Below are 21,687 nucleotides of genomic sequence, written 5' to 3'. Positions count from 1 at the left end.
CTACCTGTCGCCAATAGCTATGGAGCTAAAAGCGGCATAAACACCGTAACTGGTGTCCGGGATTACTTGACCAGATCAGCCTCGCTCCTACAGGGGCTGCGCTGAACCTGTGGGAGCGAGCCTGCTCGCGAAGGCGCCGTGTCAGTCACCATCAATGTTGAATTCAATACCGCCTTCGCGGGCAAGCCTCGCTCCTACAGGGGCTGCGCTGAACCCGTGGGAGCGAGCCTGCTTGTGATGGCGCCGTGTCAGTACCATCCATGTTGAATTCAATACCGACTTCGCGGGCAAGCCTCGCTCCTACAGGGGCTGCGCTGAACCCGTGGGAGCGAGGCTGATTGCGATGGCGGCGCCTCGGTCCCCTGTGAAAACCTGCCCCACATCAACCAAACGATAATTCCTCTTATTCAAACTCCCTTGCCCTGTTAGACTTTGCGCCCTTGTTTTGCTCGTCTTGCAGGATGTCTGATGCCCTCGCTGCTTCTTCGCTTGTCCGCACTGTTTCTGGCCCTGGGCCTGAGTGCCTGCGATGACGCCCCGCGTTTTACCAAGGCCGAACCCGGTGAAGCCCGGTCCGGTGGCGCGGCGACTGTGCGCAAGACCGATCAAAATGCGTTCTCCCTGCCCTCCGCGAACCTGTCGCCGTCACGGCGCGTGGATTTCAGCGTCGGCAACAGTTTCTTCCGCAACCCTTGGGTGATCGCCCCTTCGACCACCACCGCCCGGGACGGCCTCGGTCCGCTGTTCAATACCAACGCCTGTCAGGGCTGTCACATCAAGGACGGTCGCGGTCATCCGCCGACGCCCGATGCGGCGAACGCGGTATCGATGCTGGTGCGCCTGTCGATCCCGAATGCACCGGCCTATGCCAACGTCATCGAGCAGCTCGGCGTGGTCCCGGAGCCGGTCTACGGCGGCCAGTTCCAGGACATGGCCATACCCGGCGTGACCCCGGAAGGCAAAGTGCGGGTCGATTACACCCCCGCTCCGGTCCGCTTCAAGGACGGCACCGAAATCGAGTTGCGCAAGCCCAGCCTGAACATCACTCAACTGGGTTACGGCCCGATGCACCCCGACACCCGTTTCTCGGCACGCGTTGCCCCGCCGATGATTGGCCTGGGCTTGCTCGAAGCCATCCCCGACGAAGCGATCCTGGCCAACGCCGAGGCTCAGGCCAAGGACAAAAACGGCATCGCCGGGCGACCGAACCGGGTCTGGGACGACGTGCAGCAGAAGACCGTTCTCGGCCGCTTTGGCTGGAAGGCCGGGCAACCGAACCTCAATCAGCAGAACGTTCACGCGTTCTCCGGTGACATGGGCCTGACCACCAGCCTGCGCCCCTTCGACGACTGCACCGAGGCGCAAACAGTCTGCAAACAGGCGCCGACCGGCAACGGCCCGAATGGCGAGCCGGAAGTCAGCGATAACATCCTGCGCCTGGTGCTGTTCTACAGCCGCAACCTGGCTGTACCGGCTCGTCGCGACGTCAATGCGCCCGAAGTGCTGGCCGGCAAGAACCTGTTTTTCCAGGCCGGATGCCAGTCCTGTCACACACCGAAATACACCACCGCCGCCAACGCCGCCGAACCTGAACTGGCCAATCAAGTGATTCGCCCTTACAGCGATCTGCTGCTGCACGACATGGGCGACGGCCTGGCCGACAACCGCAGCGAATTCCAGGCCAGTGGCCGCGACTGGCGCACCCCGCCGTTGTGGGGCATCGGCCTGACACAAGCGGTCAGTGGCCACACCCAGTTCTTGCATGACGGCCGCGCGCGCAATCTGCTCGAAGCCGTGCTCTGGCATGGCGGCGAAGCGAAAGCGGCCCAGCAACAGGTTTTGTCTTTCAATGCCGAGCAGCGCGCTGCGTTGCTGGCGTTTTTGAATTCCCTTTAATACGTATTCCATAGCGGGAGCCCGACATGTTCCGTCCCAAATTGTTGTTCACCAGCCTCGCAGCACTCGCCCTCGGCGCTTGCTCGCCACAGGACCCGCAAGCCGTCACCTCGGCCGCCATCGCCAAATCGGTGATCCTGCCAACGTACACCCGCTGGGTTGAAGCCGACCGCCAATTGGCCGTCAGCGCCCTCGCCTATTGCGAAGGCAAGGAAAACCTCGACACCGCCCGTGCCGACTTCCTGCACGCGCAGAAAGCCTGGGCCGAGCTGCAACCGCTGCTGATCGGGCCGCTGGCCGAAGGCAATCGCGCCTGGCAGGTGCAGTTCTGGCCGGACAAGAAAAACCTGGTCGGCCGTCAGGTCGAGCAATTGGTCACCGCGCAGCCGCAGATCGATGCCGCCGCCCTGGCCAAGTCCAGCGTCGTGGTTCAAGGCCTCTCGGCCTATGAATACATCCTGTTCGACAGCAAGCCGGACGTGGCCAACGACGCGCAAAAAGCCAAGTACTGCCCACTGTTGAAGGCGATTGGCGAGCGTCAGAAACTGCTGGCCGAAGAGATTCTGCAAAGCTGGAACAACACCGACGGCATGCTCGCGCAGATGAGCAAGTTCCCGAACCAGCGCTACGCCGACTCCCACGAAGCCATCGCCGACCTGCTGCGCGTCCAGGTCACCGCCCTCGACACCTTGAAGAAAAAACTCGGTACGCCGATGGGCCGCCAGAGCAAGGGCGTGCCGCAACCGTTCCAGGCCGATGCCTGGCGCAGCCAGTCGTCCCTGGCTGGTCTTGAAGCCAGTCTCGCCGCCGCCAAAACCGTGTGGGAAGGCGTCGACAACAAAGGCCTGCGCGGCCTTTTGCCGAGTGAGCAAAAACCGTTGGCCGACAAGATCGACGCCGCTTACGCCGCGTCCCTGAAACTGTTCGCCAGCAACCAGCGTTCGCTGACCGAGATGCTCAACGACGATGCCGGCCGCCAGCAACTCAACGATCTCTACGACAGCCTCAACGTCGTCCATCGCCTGCACGAAGGCGAACTGGCCAAGGCGCTGGGCATCCAACTGGGCTTCAACGCCAACGACGGTGACTGATGAGGGCAAGTGCCATGCTGCGACGTCAGGCTCTGACTTTAGGTAGTTTGCTGCTGGGAGCAGTGACACTGGGCGGCTGGACGCTGTTCAAACAAAAGGACAAGAGCCCGCTGCTGCTTTCGGCGCGGGACGATGGCGACGGCAAGCATTACGCCGTCGGTTATCGGCTGGACGGCACCCGGGTGTTCGCCACCCAGGTCGGGCAGCGTTGCCACGACATCATCAACCACCCGACGCTGCCGATTGCGCTGTTCGTCGCACGACGTCCGGGCACCGAAAGCTATCTGATCGACCTGCGCGACGGCGCGCTGCTGCAAACCGTGGCCTCGCTGCCCAACCGGCATTTCTACGGGCACGCGGTGATTCACAAGAGCGGCGACTGGCTGTACGCCACCGAAAACGACACCTCCGATCCGGGTCGCGGACTGTTGGGTGTGTATAAGTTCGAAGGTGAACGGCTGGTGCACAGCGACGAGATACCCACCCATGGCATCGGCCCCCATCAGGTGTCGTGGATGCCAGACGGCGAGACGCTGGTGGTGGCCAACGGCGGCATTCGCACCGAGGCTGAAAGCCGGGTCGAGATGAACCTCAACGCCATGGAGCCGAGCCTGGTATTGATGCAACGCGACGGCACCCTGCTGAGCAAGGAAACCCTCGCCCAGCAGATGAACAGCGTGCGTCACCTGGGGATCGCCAGCGATGGCACCATCGTCGCCGGCCAGCAATTCATGGGGCCGTCCCACGAGTCCTCAGAGTTGCTGGCGATCAAGCGTCCGGGCCAACCGTTCGTGGCGTTTGCGGTGCCTGAACATCAGTTGCAGGCGATGGGGCATTACACCGCCAGCGTGGCGGTCCACAGTGACTTGCGATTGGTCGCGTTGACTGCGCCGCGCGGCAACCGCTTTTTCATCTGGGACCTGGACAGCGGTGAAGTGCGCCTGGATGCGCCGCTTCCCGATTGCGCCGGGGTTGGCGCCGTGGCTGACGGGTTTGTCGTGACCTCGGGTCAGGGCCGCTGCCGGTATTACGATTGCCGTCAGACAACGCTGGTTGCAAAACCATTGGAGCTTCCGGCGGGGCTTTGGGATAACCACCTTCACCTCATCTGAGCCCGTTTCCTGTGGCGAGGGAGCTTGCTCCCGCTGGGCTGCGAAGCGGCCCCAAAATGGGACTGCTGCGCAGTCCAGCGGGAGCAAGCTCCCTCGCCACAGGTTATTCATCGTTCGTTAGTCCCCTTGAGTGACAGGCGCTCGAAGGCCTCGCCTGTAATTTCTTCCAGTTGGAATCACCCTGCGACTCAGATAATGTGCCCCACTGTCTCACCTGATTTTCTCCAAGGAAGTGGAAATATGCTGCGTCGCCGCATGCTGATCATGTTGGGTGTTGTTCTGCTGATCGTGCTGATCCTGGCCGGTTATAAAGCCTTCTCCATCTACACGATGATTCAAGGCTTTTCCGCGCCGAAACCGCCGATCAGTGTCGCCGCGACCACTGCCGTGGAACGTCCGTGGCAAGCTCGCCTGCCAAGCGTCGGCACCCTCAAGGCGCTGCAAGGCGTGGACCTGAGCCTGGAGACCGACGGCACCGTCATCGATTTGCAGTTCGAGTCAGGCCAGAAGGTCAAGGCCGGCCAACCGCTGCTTCTGCTTGATAGCGTGGTAGAAACCGCCCTGCTCGAAACCGCTCAAGCCGACCTGGGGCTGGCGCAGCTCGATTACGGTCGCGGCAGCCAATTGGTCGGCAGCCAGGCCATTTCCAAAGGCGAGTTTGACCGGCTCTCGGCGATATTGAAAAAGAGCCGGGCCACGGTGAATCAGCTCAAGGCGGCGCTGGCCAAAAAACGCTTGCTCGCACCGTTCAGCGGGACCATCGGTATTCGTCAGGTGGACATCGGTGACTATCTCGCCAGCGGCACCATGATCGCCACCCTGCAAGACCTCAGCAGCCTCTACGTCGACTTTTTCGTGCCCGAGCAGTCGGTGCCGAAGATCGGCGTCGGCCAGTCGGTGCAGATCATTGTCTCGGCCTACCCGACACAGACCTTCCCCGGCACCATCAGCGCGATCAACCCGAAAGTCGAAAACAGCACCCGCAATGTTCAGGTCCGCGCGACCCTGGCCAACCCCGACGGCAATCTGCTGCCGGGCATGTACGCCAGCCTGCAGGTGATGCTGCCCGACCCGCAGCCGCGCATCGTCGTGCCGCAAAGCGCGATCACGTACACGCTGTACGGCAACTCGCTCTACGTCGTCGCGCAGAAAAAAGCCGAAGACGGCAGCCTCGAAAAAGACGACAAGGGCCAGCCGATCCTGATCGCCGAACGGCGTTTCATCGAAACCGGCGAGCGCCGCGACGGGCTGGTGGTGATTACCAAAGGCTTGCAGAACGGCGAAAAAGTGGTCACGGCCGGTCAGATCAAACTGGACAACGGCGCACACATTGCCATCAGCGACGACAAGACCCTGACCGATAAGAACAGTCAGCCACGTACTGACTGATCAAGGAATCCTCATGGCTTTTACCGATCCGTTCATCCGCCGCCCGGTGCTCGCCACCGTGGTCAGCCTGTTGATTGTGCTGCTGGGCTTCCAGGCCTGGAGCAAGCTGCCGCTGCGCCAATACCCGCAAATGGAAAACGCCCTGATCACGGTCACCACGGCGTACCCCGGGGCCAACGCCGAAACCATCCAGGGCTACATCACCCAACCGATGCAGCAAAGCCTGGCCAGCGCCGAGGGCATCGACTACATGACCTCGGTCAGTCGCCAGAACTTCTCGGTGATCTCGATCTACGCGCGCATCGGCTCCAACAGCGACCGCCTGTTCACCGAGCTGCTGGCCAAGGCCAACGAGGTGAAGAACCGGCTGCCCCAGGACGCCGAAGACCCGGTGCTGAGCAAGGAAGCCGCCGACGCCTCGGCCCTCATGTACATCAGTTTCTTCAGCAAGGAGCTGAGCAACCCGCAGATTACCGATTACCTGTCGCGGGTCATCCAGCCAAAACTGGCGACCCTGCCGGGCATGGCCGAAGCCGAGATTCTCGGCAACCAGGTATTCGCCATGCGCCTGTGGCTGGACCCGGTAAAGCTGGCCGGTTTCGGCCTGGCCGCCAGCGACGTGACCAACGCGGTGCGCCAGTACAACTTCCTCTCTGCGGCCGGTGAAGTGAAAGGCGAGTACGTCGTCACCAGCATCAATGCCAACACCGAACTCAAGTCCGCTGAAGCGTTCGCTGCGATTCCGCTCAAGGTCGAGGGTGACAGCCGGGTGCTGCTCAGCGATGTGGCGCGGGTTGAGATGGGCGCGGAAAACTACGACTCGATCAGTTCGTTCGGTGGCACTCCTTCGGTGTACATCGGCATCAAGGCCACGCCGGGCGCCAACCCGCTGGACGTGATCAAGGAAGTGCGCAAGATCATGCCGGAGCTGGAAGCCCAGTTGCCGCCGAACCTCAAAGGGGAAATCGCCTACGACGCCACGCTGTTCATCCAGGCCTCAATCGATGAAGTGGTAAAAACCCTCTTCGAAGCCGTGCTGATCGTGATCGTGGTGGTGTTTCTGTTTCTCGGGGCGCTGCGTTCGGTGGTGATCCCGGTGGTCACCATTCCGCTGTCGATGATCGGCGTGATGTTCTTCATGCAGATGATGGGCTACTCGATCAACCTGCTGACACTGCTGGCGATGGTGCTGGCGATCGGGTTGGTGGTGGACGATGCCATTGTGGTGGTGGAGAACATTCACCGACACATCGAGGAAGGCAAGAAGCCGCTGGATGCGGCCATCGAAGGTGCCCGGGAAATCGCCATGCCGGTGGTTTCGATGACCATCACCCTGGCGGCAGTGTATGCGCCCATCGGTTTTCTGACCGGGCTCACGGGGGCGCTGTTCAAGGAGTTCGCCCTGACGCTGGCCGGTGCGGTGGTGATTTCCGGCGTGGTCGCGTTGACCCTGTCGCCGATGATGTGTGCCTTGCTCCTGCGCCACGACGAAAATCCCAGCGGCCTCGCGCACCGCCTGGACCTGATTTTTGAAGGCCTCAAGCGCCGATACCAAAGCATGCTCCACGGCACCCTCAACACCCGGCCGGTGGTCCTGGTGTTTGCGGTGATTGTGCTGTGCCTGATTCCGGTGCTGCTCAAGTTCACCAAGTCGGAACTGGCGCCCGATGAAGATCAGGGCATCATTTTCATGCTGGCCAACGCCCCGCAACCGGCCAACCTCGATTACCTGAACACTTACACTGACGAATTCATCACGATCTTCAAGGAGTTTCCCGAGTACTACTCTTCGTTCCAGATCAATGGATTCAACGGCGTGCAATCGGGGATTGGCGGTTTCCTGCTCAAACCGTGGAATGAACGCGACCGCACGCAGATGGCCATCCTGCCCGAGGTCCAGCGCAAACTGGAGGGCATTGCCGGACTGCAGGTCTTCGGCTTCAACCTGCCCTCGTTGCCCGGCACGGGTGAAGGGTTGCCGTTTCAGTTCGTCATCAACACGGCCAACGATTACGAAGCGCTGCTGCAAGTGATGGACCGGGTGAAAAAACGGGCGATGGAGTCCGGCAAGTTCGCCTTTGTCGATGTCGACCTGGCCTTCGACAAACCCGAAGTCGTCGTGGACATCGATCGCGCCAAGGCCGCGCAGATGGGCGTGTCCATGCAGGACCTGGGCGGAACACTGGCCACATTGCTGGGACAGGCGGAAATCAACCGTTTCACCATTGAGGGTCGTAGCTACAAGGTCATCGCTCAGGTCGAACGACCGTTCCGCGACAACCCGGACTGGTTGAACAACTACTACGTGAAAAACAACCAAGGCCAACTGCTGGCCCTGTCGACCCTGATCACCGTCAGCGATCGGGCGCGTCCACGGCAGTTGAACCAGTTCCAGCAGCTCAACTCGGCCATCCTGTCAGGTGTGCCGCTGGTCAGCATGGGTGAAGCCATCGATGTCGTGCGACAGATTACGCTGGAAGAAGCGCCGGCCGGTTTTGCCATGGATTACGCCGGCGCCTCGCGCCAATATGTCCAGGAAGGCAGCGCGCTGTGGGTGACCTTCGCCCTGGCACTGGCGATCATTTTCCTGGTCCTCGCGGCCCAGTTCGAGAGCTTCCGTGACCCGCTGGTGATTCTGGTGACAGTGCCGCTGTCGATCTGTGGCGCGTTGATACCACTGTTCCTGGGTTGGTCGAGCATGAACATTTATACCCAAGTGGGCCTGGTGACCTTGATCGGCCTGATCACCAAGCACGGGATCCTGATCGTCGAGTTCGCCAACCAGCTGCGCAGAGAGAAAGGCCTGACACCTCGCGAAGCTGTGGAAGAAGCTGCTGCAATCCGGCTGCGCCCGGTGTTGATGACCACGGCGGCGATGGTATTCGGCATGGTGCCTTTGATTATCGCCACGGGCGCGGGCGCAGTCAGCCGGTTTGATATCGGCATGGTGATCGCAACCGGAATGTCGATCGGCACGTTATTTACGCTGTTCGTGTTGCCGTGCATCTACACCCTGCTGGCCAAACCCGACGCAAAAGAACACTCATAATCCATTTGGGAGCGAGCCTGCTCGCGATGGCGGTGTGTCAGGTACCTCAATGTTGACTATGCCGCCGTCATCGCGAGCAGGCTCGCTCCTACCTTGGGCCATGCACGGCTTGAAATTCGGCACAAAAAAAGGCCTCGCATTGGCGAGGCCTTTTATTTTGGCTTCAATCTGTTCAACTCTGCGGCCTCATTCCTTGAGAAAGTCCGAACATGAACAGCAATAAATCATGATCGGGTTGAGATGCCACAGATGCCTTGGCAACCCGTGGCAACGGACAGTGCGCGTCACCGTTCACTGAACTGAGAACTTGCGTGCGGGGCTGCTCCCACGCCGCCACCGCCAATGAAGCAACTGCCAAGGCTCCTATCAGAAACACACCTCGTGCAATTTCTAGTTTCATTGCTATAAACCTTTGATAGCGCTGCCAAACGCCGTCTCATAAAAGTAGACGAGTTTGCGCCAGTCCGCCGTGCTGAACGACGAGTGGCGACGCAGCTGCTTCATGTCGTGAGCCGCCGCCCGATAGGCGGTCAAGCGCTGCCGGCATTTCTCCAGGTCGATCAAGGCGATTTCGACCTTGGCCGACTCGCCTTCACCGGTCACCCGCACGAATACGTGCTTGATATAGATGCAGCTGTGCTGCCAACGGCCCTTGTGCATGCGGGCCAGGTTTTCGGCCAGGTCCTTCAAGACTCGCTCATGCACCGCTTCGCCGTGACGCTCGCGACCGCCGCCGGCGTACCAGTGTTCGATTTCCTCGAAGCCGTCCAGCGACTTCGTCACCAGCAATGCGCGCCATTTGTGCACGGGGTCGCGCTGTGCGCCGCAGAAAACGATTTCCGGAACTCTCACCCCAAGCGCGTGCAGGCCAATGAGCGCATCACGCTCGCGCAACACGGTCGGACGACCGAAGGGATGCAGCCAGCTGCGATAGATATGCCCGGTCTGTCGCTTGGCGTAGAGCAGCTGACCATCGTTGCCCATGACCCGCTGCACGCCACTTTCTCCACCGCGACGGACGTTAGGTTCTTCTACCCATTCACCGCGCTGATTCCAGAAATAGTCGAAGCGGTCCTGAGAGGCGACGTCCGTCTCTGCTGCACATTGCACTGCCATCCTGTTACCTCTTGCGTAATACGTAAACTCGCCACATGGCATAGAGCGGTAAAAAGTCCAATCGTTCCTGAATACGGAACCCCGCTTGTTCAAACTCTTTTTCTACCGTGGCCGCCGGTAACACAAACCGGTTTTGGTAACCTTCCTGCCCACGCCGTTTCTCTGAGCGCTTGCGTTTCCAGGCCTTGAAATTGCCGTCCACCCACAACGAAAGGATCACGCTGTCACGCGTGACTCGTTCAAATTCGCGCAGAATGGCCAGTCGATGCTCGGCTTCACCGATGTGATGCAGCAAACGCATGCAGAAAATGCTGTCGACAGCGTTGTCGGGCAAGGCAATGTCGAATGCGGAAGTGTGCAAGGGTTGTACCCGTTTCACCACGTCGGCCGGTTGCGCCTGGGTGGCAATCTTCAACATTGACTCGGAGTTGTCGGCCCCGATGATCGCGCGATTGGCTTTCTCCGCCAGCATTGGCCAAAAACGCCCTGCCCCACACGGCAAATCGAGGACCAGCCCTGGCTCACCGACCAGCTTCAGCGCCTTTCGCGCCAACTGCACATCACGCCAGTGGGATAGCTTACGACCAAGACCATCCTGGTGCTTCTGCAAATACCTTTGAGCGTGTTGATCGTCGTACTTCTCGGAAAAATCGAGTTTGATCGGGCCGTCCATCATTAAGGTCTCCTGAACTTCTGATGACGCCCACCTTAGGTAGCGTAGTGTCGGTGTCAGGTCATACCTTTGTGAAAAAATTGTTAAGGAAATGTTGAATCATTACAAGATTTTTCAAGTTGACCACCATGGCTCGGAGCCCCGACTGCTCAAGCAACCGCTAGCTTTGGCTCAATTGCACCTGAAAACGACAGCCATTAGGTTCCATGTTGGTCAAGCTGACGCTCCAGCCCTGGTTCTCGCAAATCCGCTGCACCAGCGACAACCCCAGTCCCAGGCCTTCGCCGCGCTTTTCACTGCCGCGCACGAAAGGTTCGAACATTGCCTCGCGTTTTTCCTCGGGAATGCCCACACCGCTGTCCTCGACCGTGAAACCCGTGGCCGTGAGGGTCAAGCGGATAAACCCGCGCTCGGTGTAATGCAGCGCGTTACGCAACAGGTTGCCCATGACGGCGTGCAAGAGGGTTGCGTTGTAACAGGTGTCCAGCGGATTGCCCGGTTCGAAGATCAGGCTCAGCCCCTTGGCTTCGATCGGTTCGCGCCACTGGTTGAGCAGCCCGTCGGCGACCTGGCTCAATGTCTGCTGCGGCGACATGCTCGCGTCTTCTCGCTGGGCCCGGGCCAACATCAGGAAGGTTTGCACCAGCTCGCGCATCTCGGCGCACGCGCGGGCAATTCGCTCGACCTGGGCATGGCCACGCTGGTCGATACCGGGGTTTTCCAACAGCAGCTCACAGGAACTGGCCAGCACCATCAGGGGCGTGCGCAGTTCGTGGCTGACGTCACTGGTAAACAATCGCTCACGGGTCAATGCCTGGCGCAGCCGACCAAGGGTGGCGTCGAAGGCAACCGCCAGCTCGCCCACTTCGTCAGCGGCATAATCCGGTGCCAGGGGTGGCGCCAGCCCCAGCAATTGATCGCGGTGACGCACCTGGCGGGCGAGTCGCACCACCGGCGCCATCACTTTGCGCGCCAGGACCCAACCGAGAAAGACTGCCAGCGCCAGGCTCAGTACGAAGCCCACCAGCACCACGGCAAACAGCACTCGCTCACGTTCTTCGAAATCGCTTTGATCCTGCAGCAGTACGTAACGCCGGCCATCGACCACTTCAACCATCGCGTGATACGACAGCTGCTCGCGAAAGACCTCGTGGAAACCGGGCTCCAGATGCCGTAAATCCTTGGGCAACTCGAAGTCCCCCGGCCCACCGCTGAAATAGAACAGCTGGTCCGGCTCGGGGCGGTGGCTCCAGTCAGAGACGCTGTCCATCAGCAGGAGCCGTTGAAGATCGCCACCCAGCCCGGCTGAAATCAGCTTTTCTTCCACCAGGTGCACGGTCGCCACAATGCCCATGGCGAAGGCGCCTGCCACCAGTGCGCTCATCAGCGCAAAGGCGATGATGATCCGTTGAGCGAGGCTCTGCTTAAACTCCATCGCGACTCTCGGCCAAGCGATAACCCACACCGTGCACGGTTTGCAGCAAGGGCTTGGCGAAGGGCTTGTCGATCACCTGGCGCAGTTGATGGACGTGGCTGCGCAGGCTGTCGCTGTCCGGGCAGTCATCACCCCAGAGGGCTTCTTCGAGAATTTCGCGGCGCAGAACATGCGGGCTTTTCTGCATCAGCACGGCCAGCAACTTGAGGCCGACCGGGTTGAGCTTGAGCAGGCGACCTTCGCGGGTCACCTCCAGGGTATCGAGGTCGTAGCTCAGATCACCCACCTGCAAGGCGCGTCGACCGCCACCCTGGGCACGACGCATGACCGCTTCGATACGCGCCGCCAGTTCGGACAGGGCGAACGGTTTGATCAGGTAGTCATCGGCACCGGACTTGAAGCCTTGCAGCCGGTCATCCAGCTGATCGCGCGCGGTGAGCATGATCACCGGCGTGTCGCGGCGGGCGTCTTCGCGCAGGCGTTTGCACAGCGTATAGCCGTCAATGCCGGGCAACATGATGTCGAGCACGATCAAGTCATAGTGCTCGGTGGCCGCCAGGTGCAGGCCTGACAAACCGTCCTGCGCGCAATCCACGGTGTAGCCTTTGAGCCCCAGGTAATCGGCCAGATTGGCCAGGATATCGCGGTTGTCTTCAACCAATAGAATTCGCATGGGCACCTCCTCCGCACAGTAACGGCCGTCATGGCCCGCGCAGCTTAAGGCCAAGTGTGGCTCAGGGCTAGGACTGCGTGCAGTTGTCAATCCGATAGAAAAAACCGATGAAGGTTTAACAAGTTTTTCACTATCGATTCACACGCCAATGACAGCGCCGGGCTCAGACTCCGCGCGGATGCGCACTTCATACCCCTTCACCGACCAAGGAACTGCCATGGCTTCGACCGCTGCCCGCCCCGCTTCCAGACCGCTCAACTTTTGGGTGTGTCTGGGTGTGCCCGCTATCACAGCGATCAGTTTGGTGCTGCTTGAGCTGACGTCTCTGGACATGAACCTGGCCAAACTGTTCTACGACCCGGTCGCCGGGGAATTCATCGGACGCCACAGTTACTTCCTTGAAGACATCCTGCATGACCGAGCCAAGCAATTGGTCATCGCCTTTTCGGTGTTTGCGATCATCGGCTTTATCGGCTCGTTTTTCATCGCCAGGCTCAAGCCGTTCAAACGCGAACTGGGTTGCCTGGTGATGTCGCTGGCGCTGGCGACCTCGTTCGTGACCCCAGTGAAAGCGGTGACGGCCGTGCAATGCCCGTGGAGCCTCGAGCAATTCGGCGGCCACGAAACCTACAGCGAACTGCTCAGCCCGCGTCCGCAAACCGACAAGCCTGGGCGTTGCTGGCCTGGGGGTCATGCGGCGACGGGGTTTACCTTGTTCGCGCTGTTTTTTGTGTTGCGTGACCGTCGCCCGCGTCTGGCGCGCCAGGCCTTTGTGTTTGCGTTTGCACTGGGGACGGTGTTTTCGGTGAGCCGGATGATGCAGGGGGCGCACTTCTTTTCGCATAACGTGTGGACGGCGATTTTCTGCTGGCTGATCTGTCTGGGGTCTTACTACTACATCCTGTATCGACCGGCGTCCAAGGCTGAGAAAGCGTCCGAAGCACAACCGGTTAGCGTATGAACTGACGCCTTCGCGGGCAAGCCTCGCTCCTACAGGGATTTCGCTGGACCTGTAGGAGCGAGGCTTGCCCGCGAAGAAGCCCTTAAAAACCACACAACTTTATGCCGGGCAATAAAAAACCCCGCCGGTTCATCACCGGCGGGGTTTTCATGTACGGGGTAAGGCTGGCTTACATCATGCCGCCCATGCCACCCATACCGCCCATGTCTGGCATGCCGCCACCCGCTGGGCCGTCTTCCTTGATCTCAGCGATCATGGCTTCGGTAGTGATCATCAGGCTGGCAATCGACGAAGCCGCTTGCAGAGCCGAACGAGTCACTTTAGCCGGGTCCAGGATACCCATTTCGATCATGTCGCCGTATTCGCCGGTCGCAGCGTTGTAACCGTAGTTACCCGAACCTTGCTTGACCTTGTCGACCACAACGCTTGGCTCGTCGCCGGAGTTGGCAACGATCTGGCGCAGTGGCGCTTCTACAGCGCGACGCAGCAACTGGATGCCAACGTTCTGGTCATCGTTGTCGCCTTTGAGCTCGGAGATTGCCTGCAGAGCGCGAACCAGTGCCACGCCGCCGCCAGGTACCACGCCTTCTTCAACGGCTGCACGGGTAGCGTGCAGGGCGTCTTCAACGCGGGCTTTCTTCTCTTTCATTTCAACTTCGGAACCAGCGCCAACCTTGATCACTGCAACGCCGCCGGACAGCTTGGCCAGACGCTCTTGCAGTTTTTCACGGTCGTAGTCGGACGAAGTGTCAGCCACTTGCTGACGGATCTGCAGAACGCGAGCCTGGATGTCAGCTTCAACGCCGGCGCCGTCGATCACGGTGGTGTTTTCTTTGGACAGGATCACGCGCTTGGCATTACCCAGGTGTTCCAGGGTAGTGCTTTCCAGGCTCAGGCCGATCTCTTCGGAGATTACGGTACCGCCAGTCAGAACAGCGATGTCCTGCAGCATGGCCTTGCGACGGTCGCCGAAGCCTGGAGCCTTGACGGCTGCGACTTTAACGATGCCACGCATGTTGTTCACAACCAGAGTCGCCAAGGCTTCGCCTTCAACGTCTTCGGCCACGATCAGCAGTGGACGGCCGGCTTTGGCAACGGCTTCCAGGACTGGCAGCATTTCGCGGATGTTGGAGATCTTTTTGTCGACCAGCAGGATCAGCGGACCGTCCAGCTCGGCAGTCATGGTCTCTGGCTTGTTGACGAAGTACGGGGACAGGTAGCCACGGTCGAACTGCATGCCTTCAACAACCGACAGTTCGTTTTCCAGGCCCGAGCCCTCTTCAACGGTGATCACGCCTTCTTTACCGACTTTTTCCATGGCTTCGGCAATGATGTCGCCGATGGAGCTGTCGGAGTTGGCCGAGATGGTGCCGACCTGAGCGATGGCCTTGGTGTCAGCGCAAGGCTTGGACAGGGCTTTCAGCTCTTTGACGATAGCGATGGTCGCTTTGTCGATGCCGCGCTTCAGGTCCATCGGGTTCATGCCGGCAGCGACGGCTTTCAGGCCTTCGTTGACGATCGACTGAGCCAGAACGGTAGCGGTGGTGGTGCCGTCGCCTGCGTCATCGTTGGCACGGGAGGCAACGTCTTTGACCAGCTGCGCGCCCATGTTTTCGAAGCGATCTTTCAGCTCGATTTCTTTGGCAACGGACACGCCGTCCTTGGTGATGGTCGGAGCGCCGAAGCTCTTCTCGATGATCACGTTACGGCCTTTAGGGCCCAGGGTCGCTTTTACTGCGTCAGCCAGGACGTTGACACCGGCGAGCATTTTCTTGCGGGCGGAATCGCCGAATTTAACTTCTTTAGCAGCCATGATCGATATTCCTTAAATACTTTGTAGTAACGGGAAAATGAGCGGGGAATCAGCCTTCGACAACAGCGAGGATTTCGCTCTCGCCGATGACCAGCAGGTCTTCGCCGTCAACTTTCACAGTGTTGCTGCCGGAGTAAGGGCCGAACACAACCTTGTCACCCACTTTCACGGACAGCGCACGCACTTCACCGTTGTCCAGGACTTTGCCCGGGCCTACAGCGAGGACTTCGCCCTGGTTTGGCTTTTCAGCAGCCGAACCTGGCAGGACGATACCGCCAGCGGTTTTCTTTTCTTCTTCGCTGCGACGGACGACGACGCGGTCATGCAGAGGACGAAGCTTCATTGTCGATCTCTCCTAATTGTGGTTTTCATCGGCCGGTGTATTCCCGGCGGGTTTAACAAATCCGGCGGTGCCGGGTGCGGTTCGTCAAGCGAACCGCGGAAGTCTGTCTGGCGTGATCGCCAGAAACCTTGCGGTGACCGTTACATAAGGGCGCATAAGCTTATTACAAGGGCGGGGATCGAAATTTTTTTGCATCAATGCCCCGAAAACGAACACGGCACCCGAAGGTGCCGTGCAGCTGAAACGCTTTACTTGGAATCGCGGTGTTCGAACTCGCCTTCGATTACGTTCGGCTCGCGGCCCAGCGGCTGCTGCGGAGCAGGACCGCCACGTGGTTGAAGATCATCGGCAAACGCCCGCTGGCGGATCGCTGCCTCTTCAGCGCGCTGGCGCATTTTATTGGCCAGCAGTCGACGGGAGATCGGCAGCAGCATGATCAGACCCAGCACGTCCGTGACGAAGCCCGGCAGAATCAACAGACCGCCCGCCAGGGCCAGCATCAAGCCTTCAAGCATGGTCTGGGCCGGCAACTCGCCGCGGTTCAGGCTTTCACGCGCACGCAACGCAGTGGCCAGACCGGCGATGCGCAGCACGAACACGCCGAGCATCGAGCCGAGAATGATCAGCAGCAGGGCCGGGAAAAACCCGATGGCCCCGCTGACCTTGACGAATACGAACAGCTCCAACACCGGAAACAGTACAAAGAGCAATAAAAAAGGGCGCATCAAATGGTTCCTCAACGCAAGAATGCCTTGCCAGTCTTCCCTAGATGACGTCGCCGTTTCGTGAATTCAAGCGTCAGCCACTTCATTTTTCGGCCAATGCTCGGCGTGAGCCAGGAAAACCAAGGCTTCGCGCACTTGTGTCGGCGTATTACAAGTTGCCTGGAACGGCAGCCAGTACAGGGCCTGGCCAATGCGTAGGTGCATGCCTTCGCTATCGATACCCGCCAGTTGCGCCGGCTCGGTTTTCGGCAGCCCCGCCAAATCGACGTAGTGGGCGATGGCTTTGGCGTGATCGGCGTTCATGTGCTCGACCATGCTCAGTTCGGCTTTGCCGGCGAACGGATTGGCCAGGGTCAGTTGGTCGACCCAGTGAATCGCACCGAAACCGCCGATGTAACGGTGACGCACAGGCTTGAGCACCCAGAAATCGAAATCGTGGGCCTTGTGGTAGCTCTGCGACTCCGGGAAATAGCGGTAGTAACGCTCGGCGGCCGCTTCGATCGCGGCCTCGTCTTCGAGCTTTTCTGCTTCGGCGAGATAAGTCAGGCGACCAACGGCTTGCACATCGTCGGCCTCACGTTCGCCCACAAAGAGCGAGCATTTCGGATCTTTCTGCAGGTTATGGGTGTGCTGGGCGATGCGGCTGATAAGGATCAGCGGCCGGCCCTGCTCGTCCAGGCAATACGGAACCACGGAGCCAAACGGGAAACCGGGCATCGACTTGGAGTGCGTCGACAGCACCCCGCGGTATTCCTTGAGAAGCAATTCTCGGGCATTCTTGGCCGCTTCAACGCTCAATTTATGACTCCTTATATAGAATCCGTCGAAAAAACGGACAGGCGCCTGGGGATAAGTTCCAGTACGCCATCGGGGCAGTTCTCATGTGCAACCAGGCCACATCAGGTGCAGATCGAGAGGCCCTCTAGGAAGGAAACCACTCTGAACCTGCTATTGGGGCATGCGAATGCAACTCACTGACAAAGTAATCATTATCACTGGCGGTTGCCAGGGTTTAGGCCGTTCCATGGCCGAGTATTTCGCGGGTAAAGGCGCGAAGCTGGCGCTGGTGGACCTGAACCAGGAAAAGCTCGACGACACCATCGCGGCGTGCAAAGCCAAGGGCGTAGAAGCTCGGGCTTACCTGTGCAACGTTGCCAACGAAGAGCAAGTGACGCACATGGTCGCCCAGGTGGCCGAAGATTTCGGCGCGATTCATGGATTGATCAACAACGCCGGCATCCTGCGCGACGGCCTGCTGCTGAAGGTCAAGGATGGCGAAATGACCAAGATGAGCCTGGCCCAATGGCAGGCGGTCATCGACGTCAACCTGACCGGCGTGTTCCTGTGCACCCGTGAAGTCGCGGCAAAAATGGTCGAGCTGAACAACAGCGGCGCGATCATCAATATCTCCTCGATCTCCCGCGCCGGCAACGTCGGCCAGACCAACTACTCCGCCGCCAAGGCTGGCGTGGCCGCGGCAACCGTGACCTGGGCCAAGGAACTGGCACGTTATGGCATTCGCGTGGCTGGCATTGCACCGGGCTTTATCGAAACCGAGATGACGTTGGGCATGAAGCCTGAAGCGCTGGAGAAGATGACGGCCGGGATCCCGCTCAAGCGCATGGGCAAACCGGAAGAGATCGCCCATTCGGCGGCGTACATTTTCGAGAACGACTACTACACCGGCCGGATTCTGGAAATGGATGGCGGGCTGCGGATCTAAGGCCTCATAGATCAATGTGGGCGCTAGCCTGCTAGCGATTGAGCGGGTTCAGTCAACTTATTTGTTGAATGTGAATCCGCTATCGCTAGCAGGCTAGCTCCCACAGTTAGTTGTGTTTCAGGCCATCAATCGTCGCTGATGGTGATGTTCGGCATCGCCGGCGACACCGCTTCCTGCAACACAATCCGCGCGCCGACGTGGCGGGCGAGTTCCTGGTACACCAGGGCAATCGGGCTGTCAGGTTCGGCGATCACCGTAGGCTTGCCGCCATCGGCCTGTTCGCGGATAGCCATTGCCAGCGGCAACGACGCCAGCAGTTCGACGCCATACTGGTTGGCCAGCTTCACCCCTCCGCCCTCACCAAACAGATGCTCGGCATGCCCGCAATTGGAGCAGATGTGCACGGCCATGTTTTCCACCACACCGAGCACCGGGATGTTGACCTTGCGGAACATCTCCACGCCCTTGCGTGCGTCCAGCAATGCCAGATCTTGCGGCGTGGTAACGATCACCGCGCCAGCCACCGGGACTTTCTGCGCCAGAGTCAGCTGGATATCACCGGTGCCTGGTGGCATGTCAATGACCAGGTAATCCAGATCGCCCCAGGCGGTTTGCGTGACCAGTTGCAACAATGCGCCGGAAACCATCGGCCCACGCCAGACCATCGGCGTGTTGTCGTCGGTCAGGAACGCCATCGACATCACTTCAACGCCATGGGATTCAATCGGCACGAACCATTTCTGATCCTTGACCTTCGGTCGGGTGCCTTCGGGGATGCCGAACATGATGCCCTGGCTCGGACCGTAGATGTCCGCGTCGAGAATCCCGACCTTGGCGCCTTCACGGGCCAGGGCCAGCGCGAGGTTGGCGGCGGTGGTGGACTTGCCCACGCCGCCCTTGCCGGACGCCACGGCGACCACGTTCTTGACGTTGGCCAGGCCCGGGATTTGCGCCTGGGCCTTGTGCGCGGCGATCACGCTGGTGATGTCAACGCGCGCGCTCGTCACGCCGTCGAGGCCTTCGATCGCCATTTGCAACATTTGCGACCAGCCACTCTTGAACAGACCGGCGGCGTAGCCCAGTTCCAGTTGCACGCTGACGCGATCGCCCTGGATGTCGATGCTGCGCACACACCCGGCGCTGACCGGGTCCTGGTTCAGATAAGGGTCGGTGTATTGGCGAAGGACGGCTTCCACCGCTGCGCGATTGACGGCGCTCATGGGCAACTCCGATAGCAAGACTGGAAAATCAGGGGGGTATCCTACGCCGGACATACATTTGTGGCGAGGGAGCTTGCTCCCGCTCGGCTGCGAAGCAGTCGCAATCAGGCAGACGCACTCCTTGCGCCGAAAACGGGTTGGAGGGTTTGGGGCGGCTTCGCCACCCAGCGGGAGCAAGCTCCCTCGCCACAGAAGCATTTTCACGCTCATACTGCCGGTGCATAGGTTTGGGCATTCGATGCAACCGGAAACAGGCTGACGGGGTGAAAAATATGCGCCAGCGCTTTATAGTGGCCGACCTCCGTTTCATCAAGTAGCCGAGCCCCATGTCCGAGCCACGCAAGATCCTCGTCACCAGCGCCCTGCCCTATGCCAATGGTTCGATCCATCTTGGCCACATGCTGGAATACATCCAGACCGATATGTGGGTGCGCTTCCAGAAGCACCGCGGCAACCAATGCATTTATGTCTGCGCCGACGACGCCCATGGTTCGGCCATCATGCTGCGCGCGGAAAAGGAAGGCATCACCCCGGAACAACTGATCGCCAACGTCCAGGCTGAACACAGCGCCGACTTTGCCGAGTTCCTGGTGGATTTCGACAACTTCCACTCCACTCACGCCGAAGAAAACCGTGAGCTGTCGAGCCAGATCTACCTGAAGCTGCGCGACGCCGGGCACATCGCCCAGCGCTCGATCACTCAGTACTTCGACCCGGAAAAGAAAATGTTCCTGGCCGACCGCTTCATCAAGGGCACCTGCCCGAAATGCGGCACTGAAGACCAGTACGGCGACAACTGCGAAAAATGCGGTGCAACCTACGCACCCACCGACCTGAAGGATCCGAAGTCGGCGATCTCTGGTGCCACTCCGGTGCTCAAGGATTCCCAGCACTTCTTCTTCAAGCTGCCGGACTTCCAGGAAATGCTGCAAGCCTGGACCCGCAGCGGCACCCTGCAAGAAGCCGTGGCGAACAAGATCGCCGAATGGCTGGATGCCGGCCTGCAACAGTGGGACATCTCCCGCGATGCGCCGTACTTCGGCTTCGAGATCCCCGACGAGCCAGGCAAATACTTCTACGTCTGGCTGGACGCGCCGATCGGCTATATGGCCAGCTTCAAGAACCTCTGCGCCCGCCGTCCGGAACTGGATTTCGACGCGTTCTGGGGTAAGGACTCCACCGCCGAGCTGTACCACTTCATCGGCAAGGACATCGTCAACTTCCACGCCCTGTTCTGGCCAGCGATGCTCGAAGGCGCCGGTTTCCGCAAGCCGACCGGCATCAACGTGCACGGCTACCTGACCGTCAACGGTCAGAAAATGTCCAAGTCCCGCGGCACTTTTATCAAAGCCCGGACTTACCTGGACCACCTGTCGCCGGAATACCTGCGCTACTACTACGCGGCGAAGCTGAGCCGTGGCGTCGATGACCTGGACCTGAACCTCGAAGACTTCGTGCAGAAGGTCAACTCCGATCTGGTCGGCAAAGTCGTCAACATCGCCAGCCGTTGCGCCGGGTTTATCCACAAGGGCAACGGCGGTGTGCTGGTGGCCGGCAACGCCGCACCGGAACTGACCGAAGCGTTTCTGGCCGCAGCGCCAAGCATTGCCGAGGCCTACGAGGCGCGCGACTTCGCCCGTGCCATGCGCGAGATCATGGGCCTGGCCGACCGTGCCAACGCCTGGATCGCCGACAAGGCACCGTGGTCGCTGAACAAACAGGAAGGCAAGCAGGACGAAGTCCAGGCCATCTGCGCCCTGGGCGTGAACCTGTTCCGCCAACTGGTGATCTTCCTCAAACCGGTGCTGCCGTTGCTGGCCGCCGACGCCGAGGCGTTCCTCAACGTCGCGCCGCTGACCTGGAATGACCACGCGACCTTGCTCAGCAACCATCAACTGAACGAGTTCAAGCCGTTGATGACCCGTATCGACCCGGTAAAAGTCCAAGCCATGAGCGATGCATCGAAAGAAGACCTGACCGCCAGCGCAACCGACACCGGCAATGCCGCGCCGGCCGGCAATGGCGAACTGGCCAAGGATCCGCTGTCGCCCGAAATCGATTTCGACGCCTTCGCCGCGATCGACCTGCGCGTCGCCTTGATCGTCAAGGCTGAACACGTGGAAGGGGCCGACAAGCTGCTGCGCCTGACACTCGACATCGGTGACGAGCAACGCAACGTGTTCTCCGGGATCAAGAGCGCTTACCCGGATCCGTCCAAGCTCAATGGCCGTCTGACCATGATGATCGCCAACCTCAAGCCGCGGAAAATGAAGTTCGGCATCTCCGAAGGCATGGTGATGGCGGCCGGCCCTGGTGGAGAAGAAATCTACCTGCTCAGCCCCGACAGCGGTGCCAAGCCGGGCCAGCGCATCAAGTAAGTTTCTGCGCTAAATCGATCCCACAGTCGTGCCTGGCGCGACTGTGGGATTTTCATATCAGGCCCCACCCTCCGTCCTTCCCGGATAATG

18 protein-coding genes are annotated in these 21,687 nt (G+C 60.0%); 8 read left to right on the top strand and 10 right to left on the bottom strand.

All coding sequences use genetic code 11. The features are described from left to right. The first annotated feature begins 468 nt into the window (after positions 1–468). The 5 genes from FBY01_RS16145 to FBY01_RS16120 all read left to right on the top strand — a co-directional run bounded on the left by FBY01_RS16145 (position 469) and on the right by FBY01_RS16120 (position 8,537). Positions 469–1,896 (top strand): di-heme oxidoredictase family protein, encoded by a 1,428-nt coding sequence (locus tag FBY01_RS16145; RefSeq protein ID WP_145308554.1) that lies wholly within the window; start codon positions 469–471, stop codon positions 1,894–1,896. A gap of 26 nt (positions 1,897–1,922) precedes the next feature. Beyond that, positions 1,923–2,987 carry an imelysin family protein gene (locus FBY01_RS16140; protein ID WP_010457623.1) on the top strand — a complete coding sequence of 355 codons (1,065 nt, stop codon included), beginning with the start codon at positions 1,923–1,925 and terminating at the stop codon, positions 2,985–2,987. Between the two features lie 14 nt (positions 2,988–3,001). Further along, positions 3,002–4,099: a DUF1513 domain-containing protein gene (locus FBY01_RS16135; protein ID WP_145308552.1), complete on the top strand. Its 1,098-nt coding sequence runs from the start codon at positions 3,002–3,004 to the stop codon at positions 4,097–4,099. Positions 4,100–4,339: 240 nt separating this feature from the next. Then, entirely contained in the window at positions 4,340–5,488 is a 1,149-nt protein-coding gene (locus FBY01_RS16125; RefSeq protein WP_010457626.1) for an efflux RND transporter periplasmic adaptor subunit, read from the top strand. A 13-nt stretch (positions 5,489–5,501) separates the two neighbouring features. Then, entirely contained in the window at positions 5,502–8,537 is a 3,036-nt protein-coding gene (locus FBY01_RS16120; protein ID WP_010457628.1) for a multidrug efflux RND transporter permease subunit, read from the top strand. A 172-nt stretch (positions 8,538–8,709) separates the two neighbouring features. On the opposite strand, the gene FBY01_RS16115 is transcribed toward FBY01_RS16120, so the two are convergent. The 5 genes from FBY01_RS16115 to colR all read right to left on the bottom strand — a co-directional run bounded on the left by FBY01_RS16115 (position 8,710) and on the right by colR (position 12,434). Further along, positions 8,710–8,937 carry a hypothetical protein gene (locus FBY01_RS16115; protein WP_077749882.1) on the bottom strand — a complete coding sequence of 76 codons (228 nt, stop codon included), beginning with the start codon at positions 8,935–8,937 and terminating at the stop codon, positions 8,710–8,712. A 2-nt stretch (positions 8,938–8,939) separates the two neighbouring features. Next, positions 8,940–9,653, bottom strand: a complete 714-nt coding sequence (locus FBY01_RS16110) for a lipopolysaccharide kinase InaA family protein (RefSeq protein WP_145308550.1) — start codon at positions 9,651–9,653, stop codon at positions 8,940–8,942. A 4-nt stretch (positions 9,654–9,657) separates the two neighbouring features. Next, the gene (locus FBY01_RS16105) at positions 9,658–10,326 is read right to left on the bottom strand and encodes a class I SAM-dependent methyltransferase (RefSeq protein WP_077749907.1); all 669 of its coding nucleotides are present in this window, start codon (positions 10,324–10,326) and stop codon (positions 9,658–9,660) included. A gap of 160 nt (positions 10,327–10,486) precedes the next feature. Further along, entirely contained in the window at positions 10,487–11,761 is a 1,275-nt protein-coding gene (locus FBY01_RS16100; RefSeq protein ID WP_145308548.1) for a HAMP domain-containing sensor histidine kinase, read from the bottom strand. Further along, on the bottom strand, positions 11,751–12,434 hold the full coding sequence (gene colR, locus FBY01_RS16095) for a two-component system response regulator ColR (RefSeq protein ID WP_010457636.1): 684 nt from the start codon (positions 12,432–12,434) through the stop codon (positions 11,751–11,753). Before colR ends, FBY01_RS16100 begins: the two co-directional genes overlap by 11 nt. A gap of 217 nt (positions 12,435–12,651) precedes the next feature. Here colR and FBY01_RS16090 point away from each other — a divergent pair, with 217 nt between their 5' ends. Beyond that, positions 12,652–13,395 (top strand): phosphatase PAP2 family protein, encoded by a 744-nt coding sequence (locus FBY01_RS16090; protein WP_083375857.1) that lies wholly within the window; start codon positions 12,652–12,654, stop codon positions 13,393–13,395. Between the two features lie 169 nt (positions 13,396–13,564). On the opposite strand, the gene groL is transcribed toward FBY01_RS16090, so the two are convergent. From groL to FBY01_RS16070, 4 genes are all read right to left on the bottom strand, one after another. Then, on the bottom strand, positions 13,565–15,208 hold the full coding sequence (gene groL / locus FBY01_RS16085; RefSeq protein ID WP_008155543.1) for a chaperonin GroEL: 1,644 nt from the start codon (positions 15,206–15,208) through the stop codon (positions 13,565–13,567). A 49-nt stretch (positions 15,209–15,257) separates the two neighbouring features. Further along, positions 15,258–15,551 carry a co-chaperone GroES gene (locus FBY01_RS16080; RefSeq protein ID WP_007948593.1) on the bottom strand — a complete coding sequence of 98 codons (294 nt, stop codon included), beginning with the start codon at positions 15,549–15,551 and terminating at the stop codon, positions 15,258–15,260. 248 nt (positions 15,552–15,799) lie between these two features. Beyond that, the gene (locus FBY01_RS16075; protein WP_010457646.1) at positions 15,800–16,276 is read right to left on the bottom strand and encodes an FxsA family protein; all 477 of its coding nucleotides are present in this window, start codon (positions 16,274–16,276) and stop codon (positions 15,800–15,802) included. Positions 16,277–16,342: 66 nt separating this feature from the next. Then, positions 16,343–17,074, bottom strand: coding sequence for a HugZ family protein (locus FBY01_RS16070; protein WP_010457648.1), 732 nt, complete (start codon positions 17,072–17,074; stop codon positions 16,343–16,345). 166 nt (positions 17,075–17,240) lie between these two features. Here FBY01_RS16070 and FBY01_RS16065 point away from each other — a divergent pair, with 166 nt between their 5' ends. Then, the gene (locus tag FBY01_RS16065; RefSeq protein WP_010457649.1) at positions 17,241–17,999 is read left to right on the top strand and encodes an SDR family oxidoreductase; all 759 of its coding nucleotides are present in this window, start codon (positions 17,241–17,243) and stop codon (positions 17,997–17,999) included. Between the two features lie 125 nt (positions 18,000–18,124). Here the strand turns inward: FBY01_RS16065 and apbC are convergent, their stop codons facing one another. Continuing rightward, positions 18,125–19,219 (bottom strand): iron-sulfur cluster carrier protein ApbC, encoded by a 1,095-nt coding sequence (gene apbC / locus FBY01_RS16060; RefSeq protein WP_010457651.1) that lies wholly within the window; start codon positions 19,217–19,219, stop codon positions 18,125–18,127. A 326-nt stretch (positions 19,220–19,545) separates the two neighbouring features. Between apbC and metG the strand changes: the two genes are divergently transcribed. Further along, positions 19,546–21,597, top strand: coding sequence for a methionine--tRNA ligase (gene metG / locus FBY01_RS16055; protein ID WP_010457653.1), 2,052 nt, complete (start codon positions 19,546–19,548; stop codon positions 21,595–21,597). Positions 21,598–21,687 lie beyond the last annotated feature (90 nt).

It is taken from the genome of Pseudomonas sp. SJZ077, assembly GCF_007993905.1.
Taxonomy (GTDB): domain Bacteria; phylum Pseudomonadota; class Gammaproteobacteria; order Pseudomonadales; family Pseudomonadaceae; genus Aquipseudomonas; species Aquipseudomonas mandelii.
This window is presented reverse-complemented; position numbering and strand designations above follow the sequence as displayed.

Coding starts and splice junctions, on each gene's coding strand:
- FBY01_RS16145 (WP_145308554.1), top strand. CDS start 469: ATGCCCTCGCTGCTTCTTCGCTTGTCCGCACTGTTTCTGGCCCTGGGC.
- FBY01_RS16140 (WP_010457623.1), top strand. CDS start 1,923: ATGTTCCGTCCCAAATTGTTGTTCACCAGCCTCGCAGCACTCGCCCTC.
- FBY01_RS16135 (WP_145308552.1), top strand. CDS start 3,002: ATGCTGCGACGTCAGGCTCTGACTTTAGGTAGTTTGCTGCTGGGAGCA.
- FBY01_RS16125 (WP_010457626.1), top strand. CDS start 4,340: ATGCTGCGTCGCCGCATGCTGATCATGTTGGGTGTTGTTCTGCTGATC.
- FBY01_RS16120 (WP_010457628.1), top strand. CDS start 5,502: ATGGCTTTTACCGATCCGTTCATCCGCCGCCCGGTGCTCGCCACCGTG.
- FBY01_RS16115 (WP_077749882.1), bottom strand. CDS start 8,937: ATGAAACTAGAAATTGCACGAGGTGTGTTTCTGATAGGAGCCTTGGCA.
- FBY01_RS16110 (WP_145308550.1), bottom strand. CDS start 9,653: ATGGCAGTGCAATGTGCAGCAGAGACGGACGTCGCCTCTCAGGACCGC.
- FBY01_RS16105 (WP_077749907.1), bottom strand. CDS start 10,326: ATGGACGGCCCGATCAAACTCGATTTTTCCGAGAAGTACGACGATCAA.
- FBY01_RS16100 (WP_145308548.1), bottom strand. CDS start 11,761: ATGGAGTTTAAGCAGAGCCTCGCTCAACGGATCATCATCGCCTTTGCG.
- colR (WP_010457636.1), bottom strand. CDS start 12,434: ATGCGAATTCTATTGGTTGAAGACAACCGCGATATCCTGGCCAATCTG.
- FBY01_RS16090 (WP_083375857.1), top strand. CDS start 12,652: ATGGCTTCGACCGCTGCCCGCCCCGCTTCCAGACCGCTCAACTTTTGG.
- groL (WP_008155543.1), bottom strand. CDS start 15,208: ATGGCTGCTAAAGAAGTTAAATTCGGCGATTCCGCCCGCAAGAAAATG.
- FBY01_RS16080 (WP_007948593.1), bottom strand. CDS start 15,551: ATGAAGCTTCGTCCTCTGCATGACCGCGTCGTCGTCCGTCGCAGCGAA.
- FBY01_RS16075 (WP_010457646.1), bottom strand. CDS start 16,276: ATGCGCCCTTTTTTATTGCTCTTTGTACTGTTTCCGGTGTTGGAGCTG.
- FBY01_RS16065 (WP_010457649.1), top strand. CDS start 17,241: ATGCAACTCACTGACAAAGTAATCATTATCACTGGCGGTTGCCAGGGT.
- apbC (WP_010457651.1), bottom strand. CDS start 19,219: ATGAGCGCCGTCAATCGCGCAGCGGTGGAAGCCGTCCTTCGCCAATAC.
- metG (WP_010457653.1), top strand. CDS start 19,546: ATGTCCGAGCCACGCAAGATCCTCGTCACCAGCGCCCTGCCCTATGCC.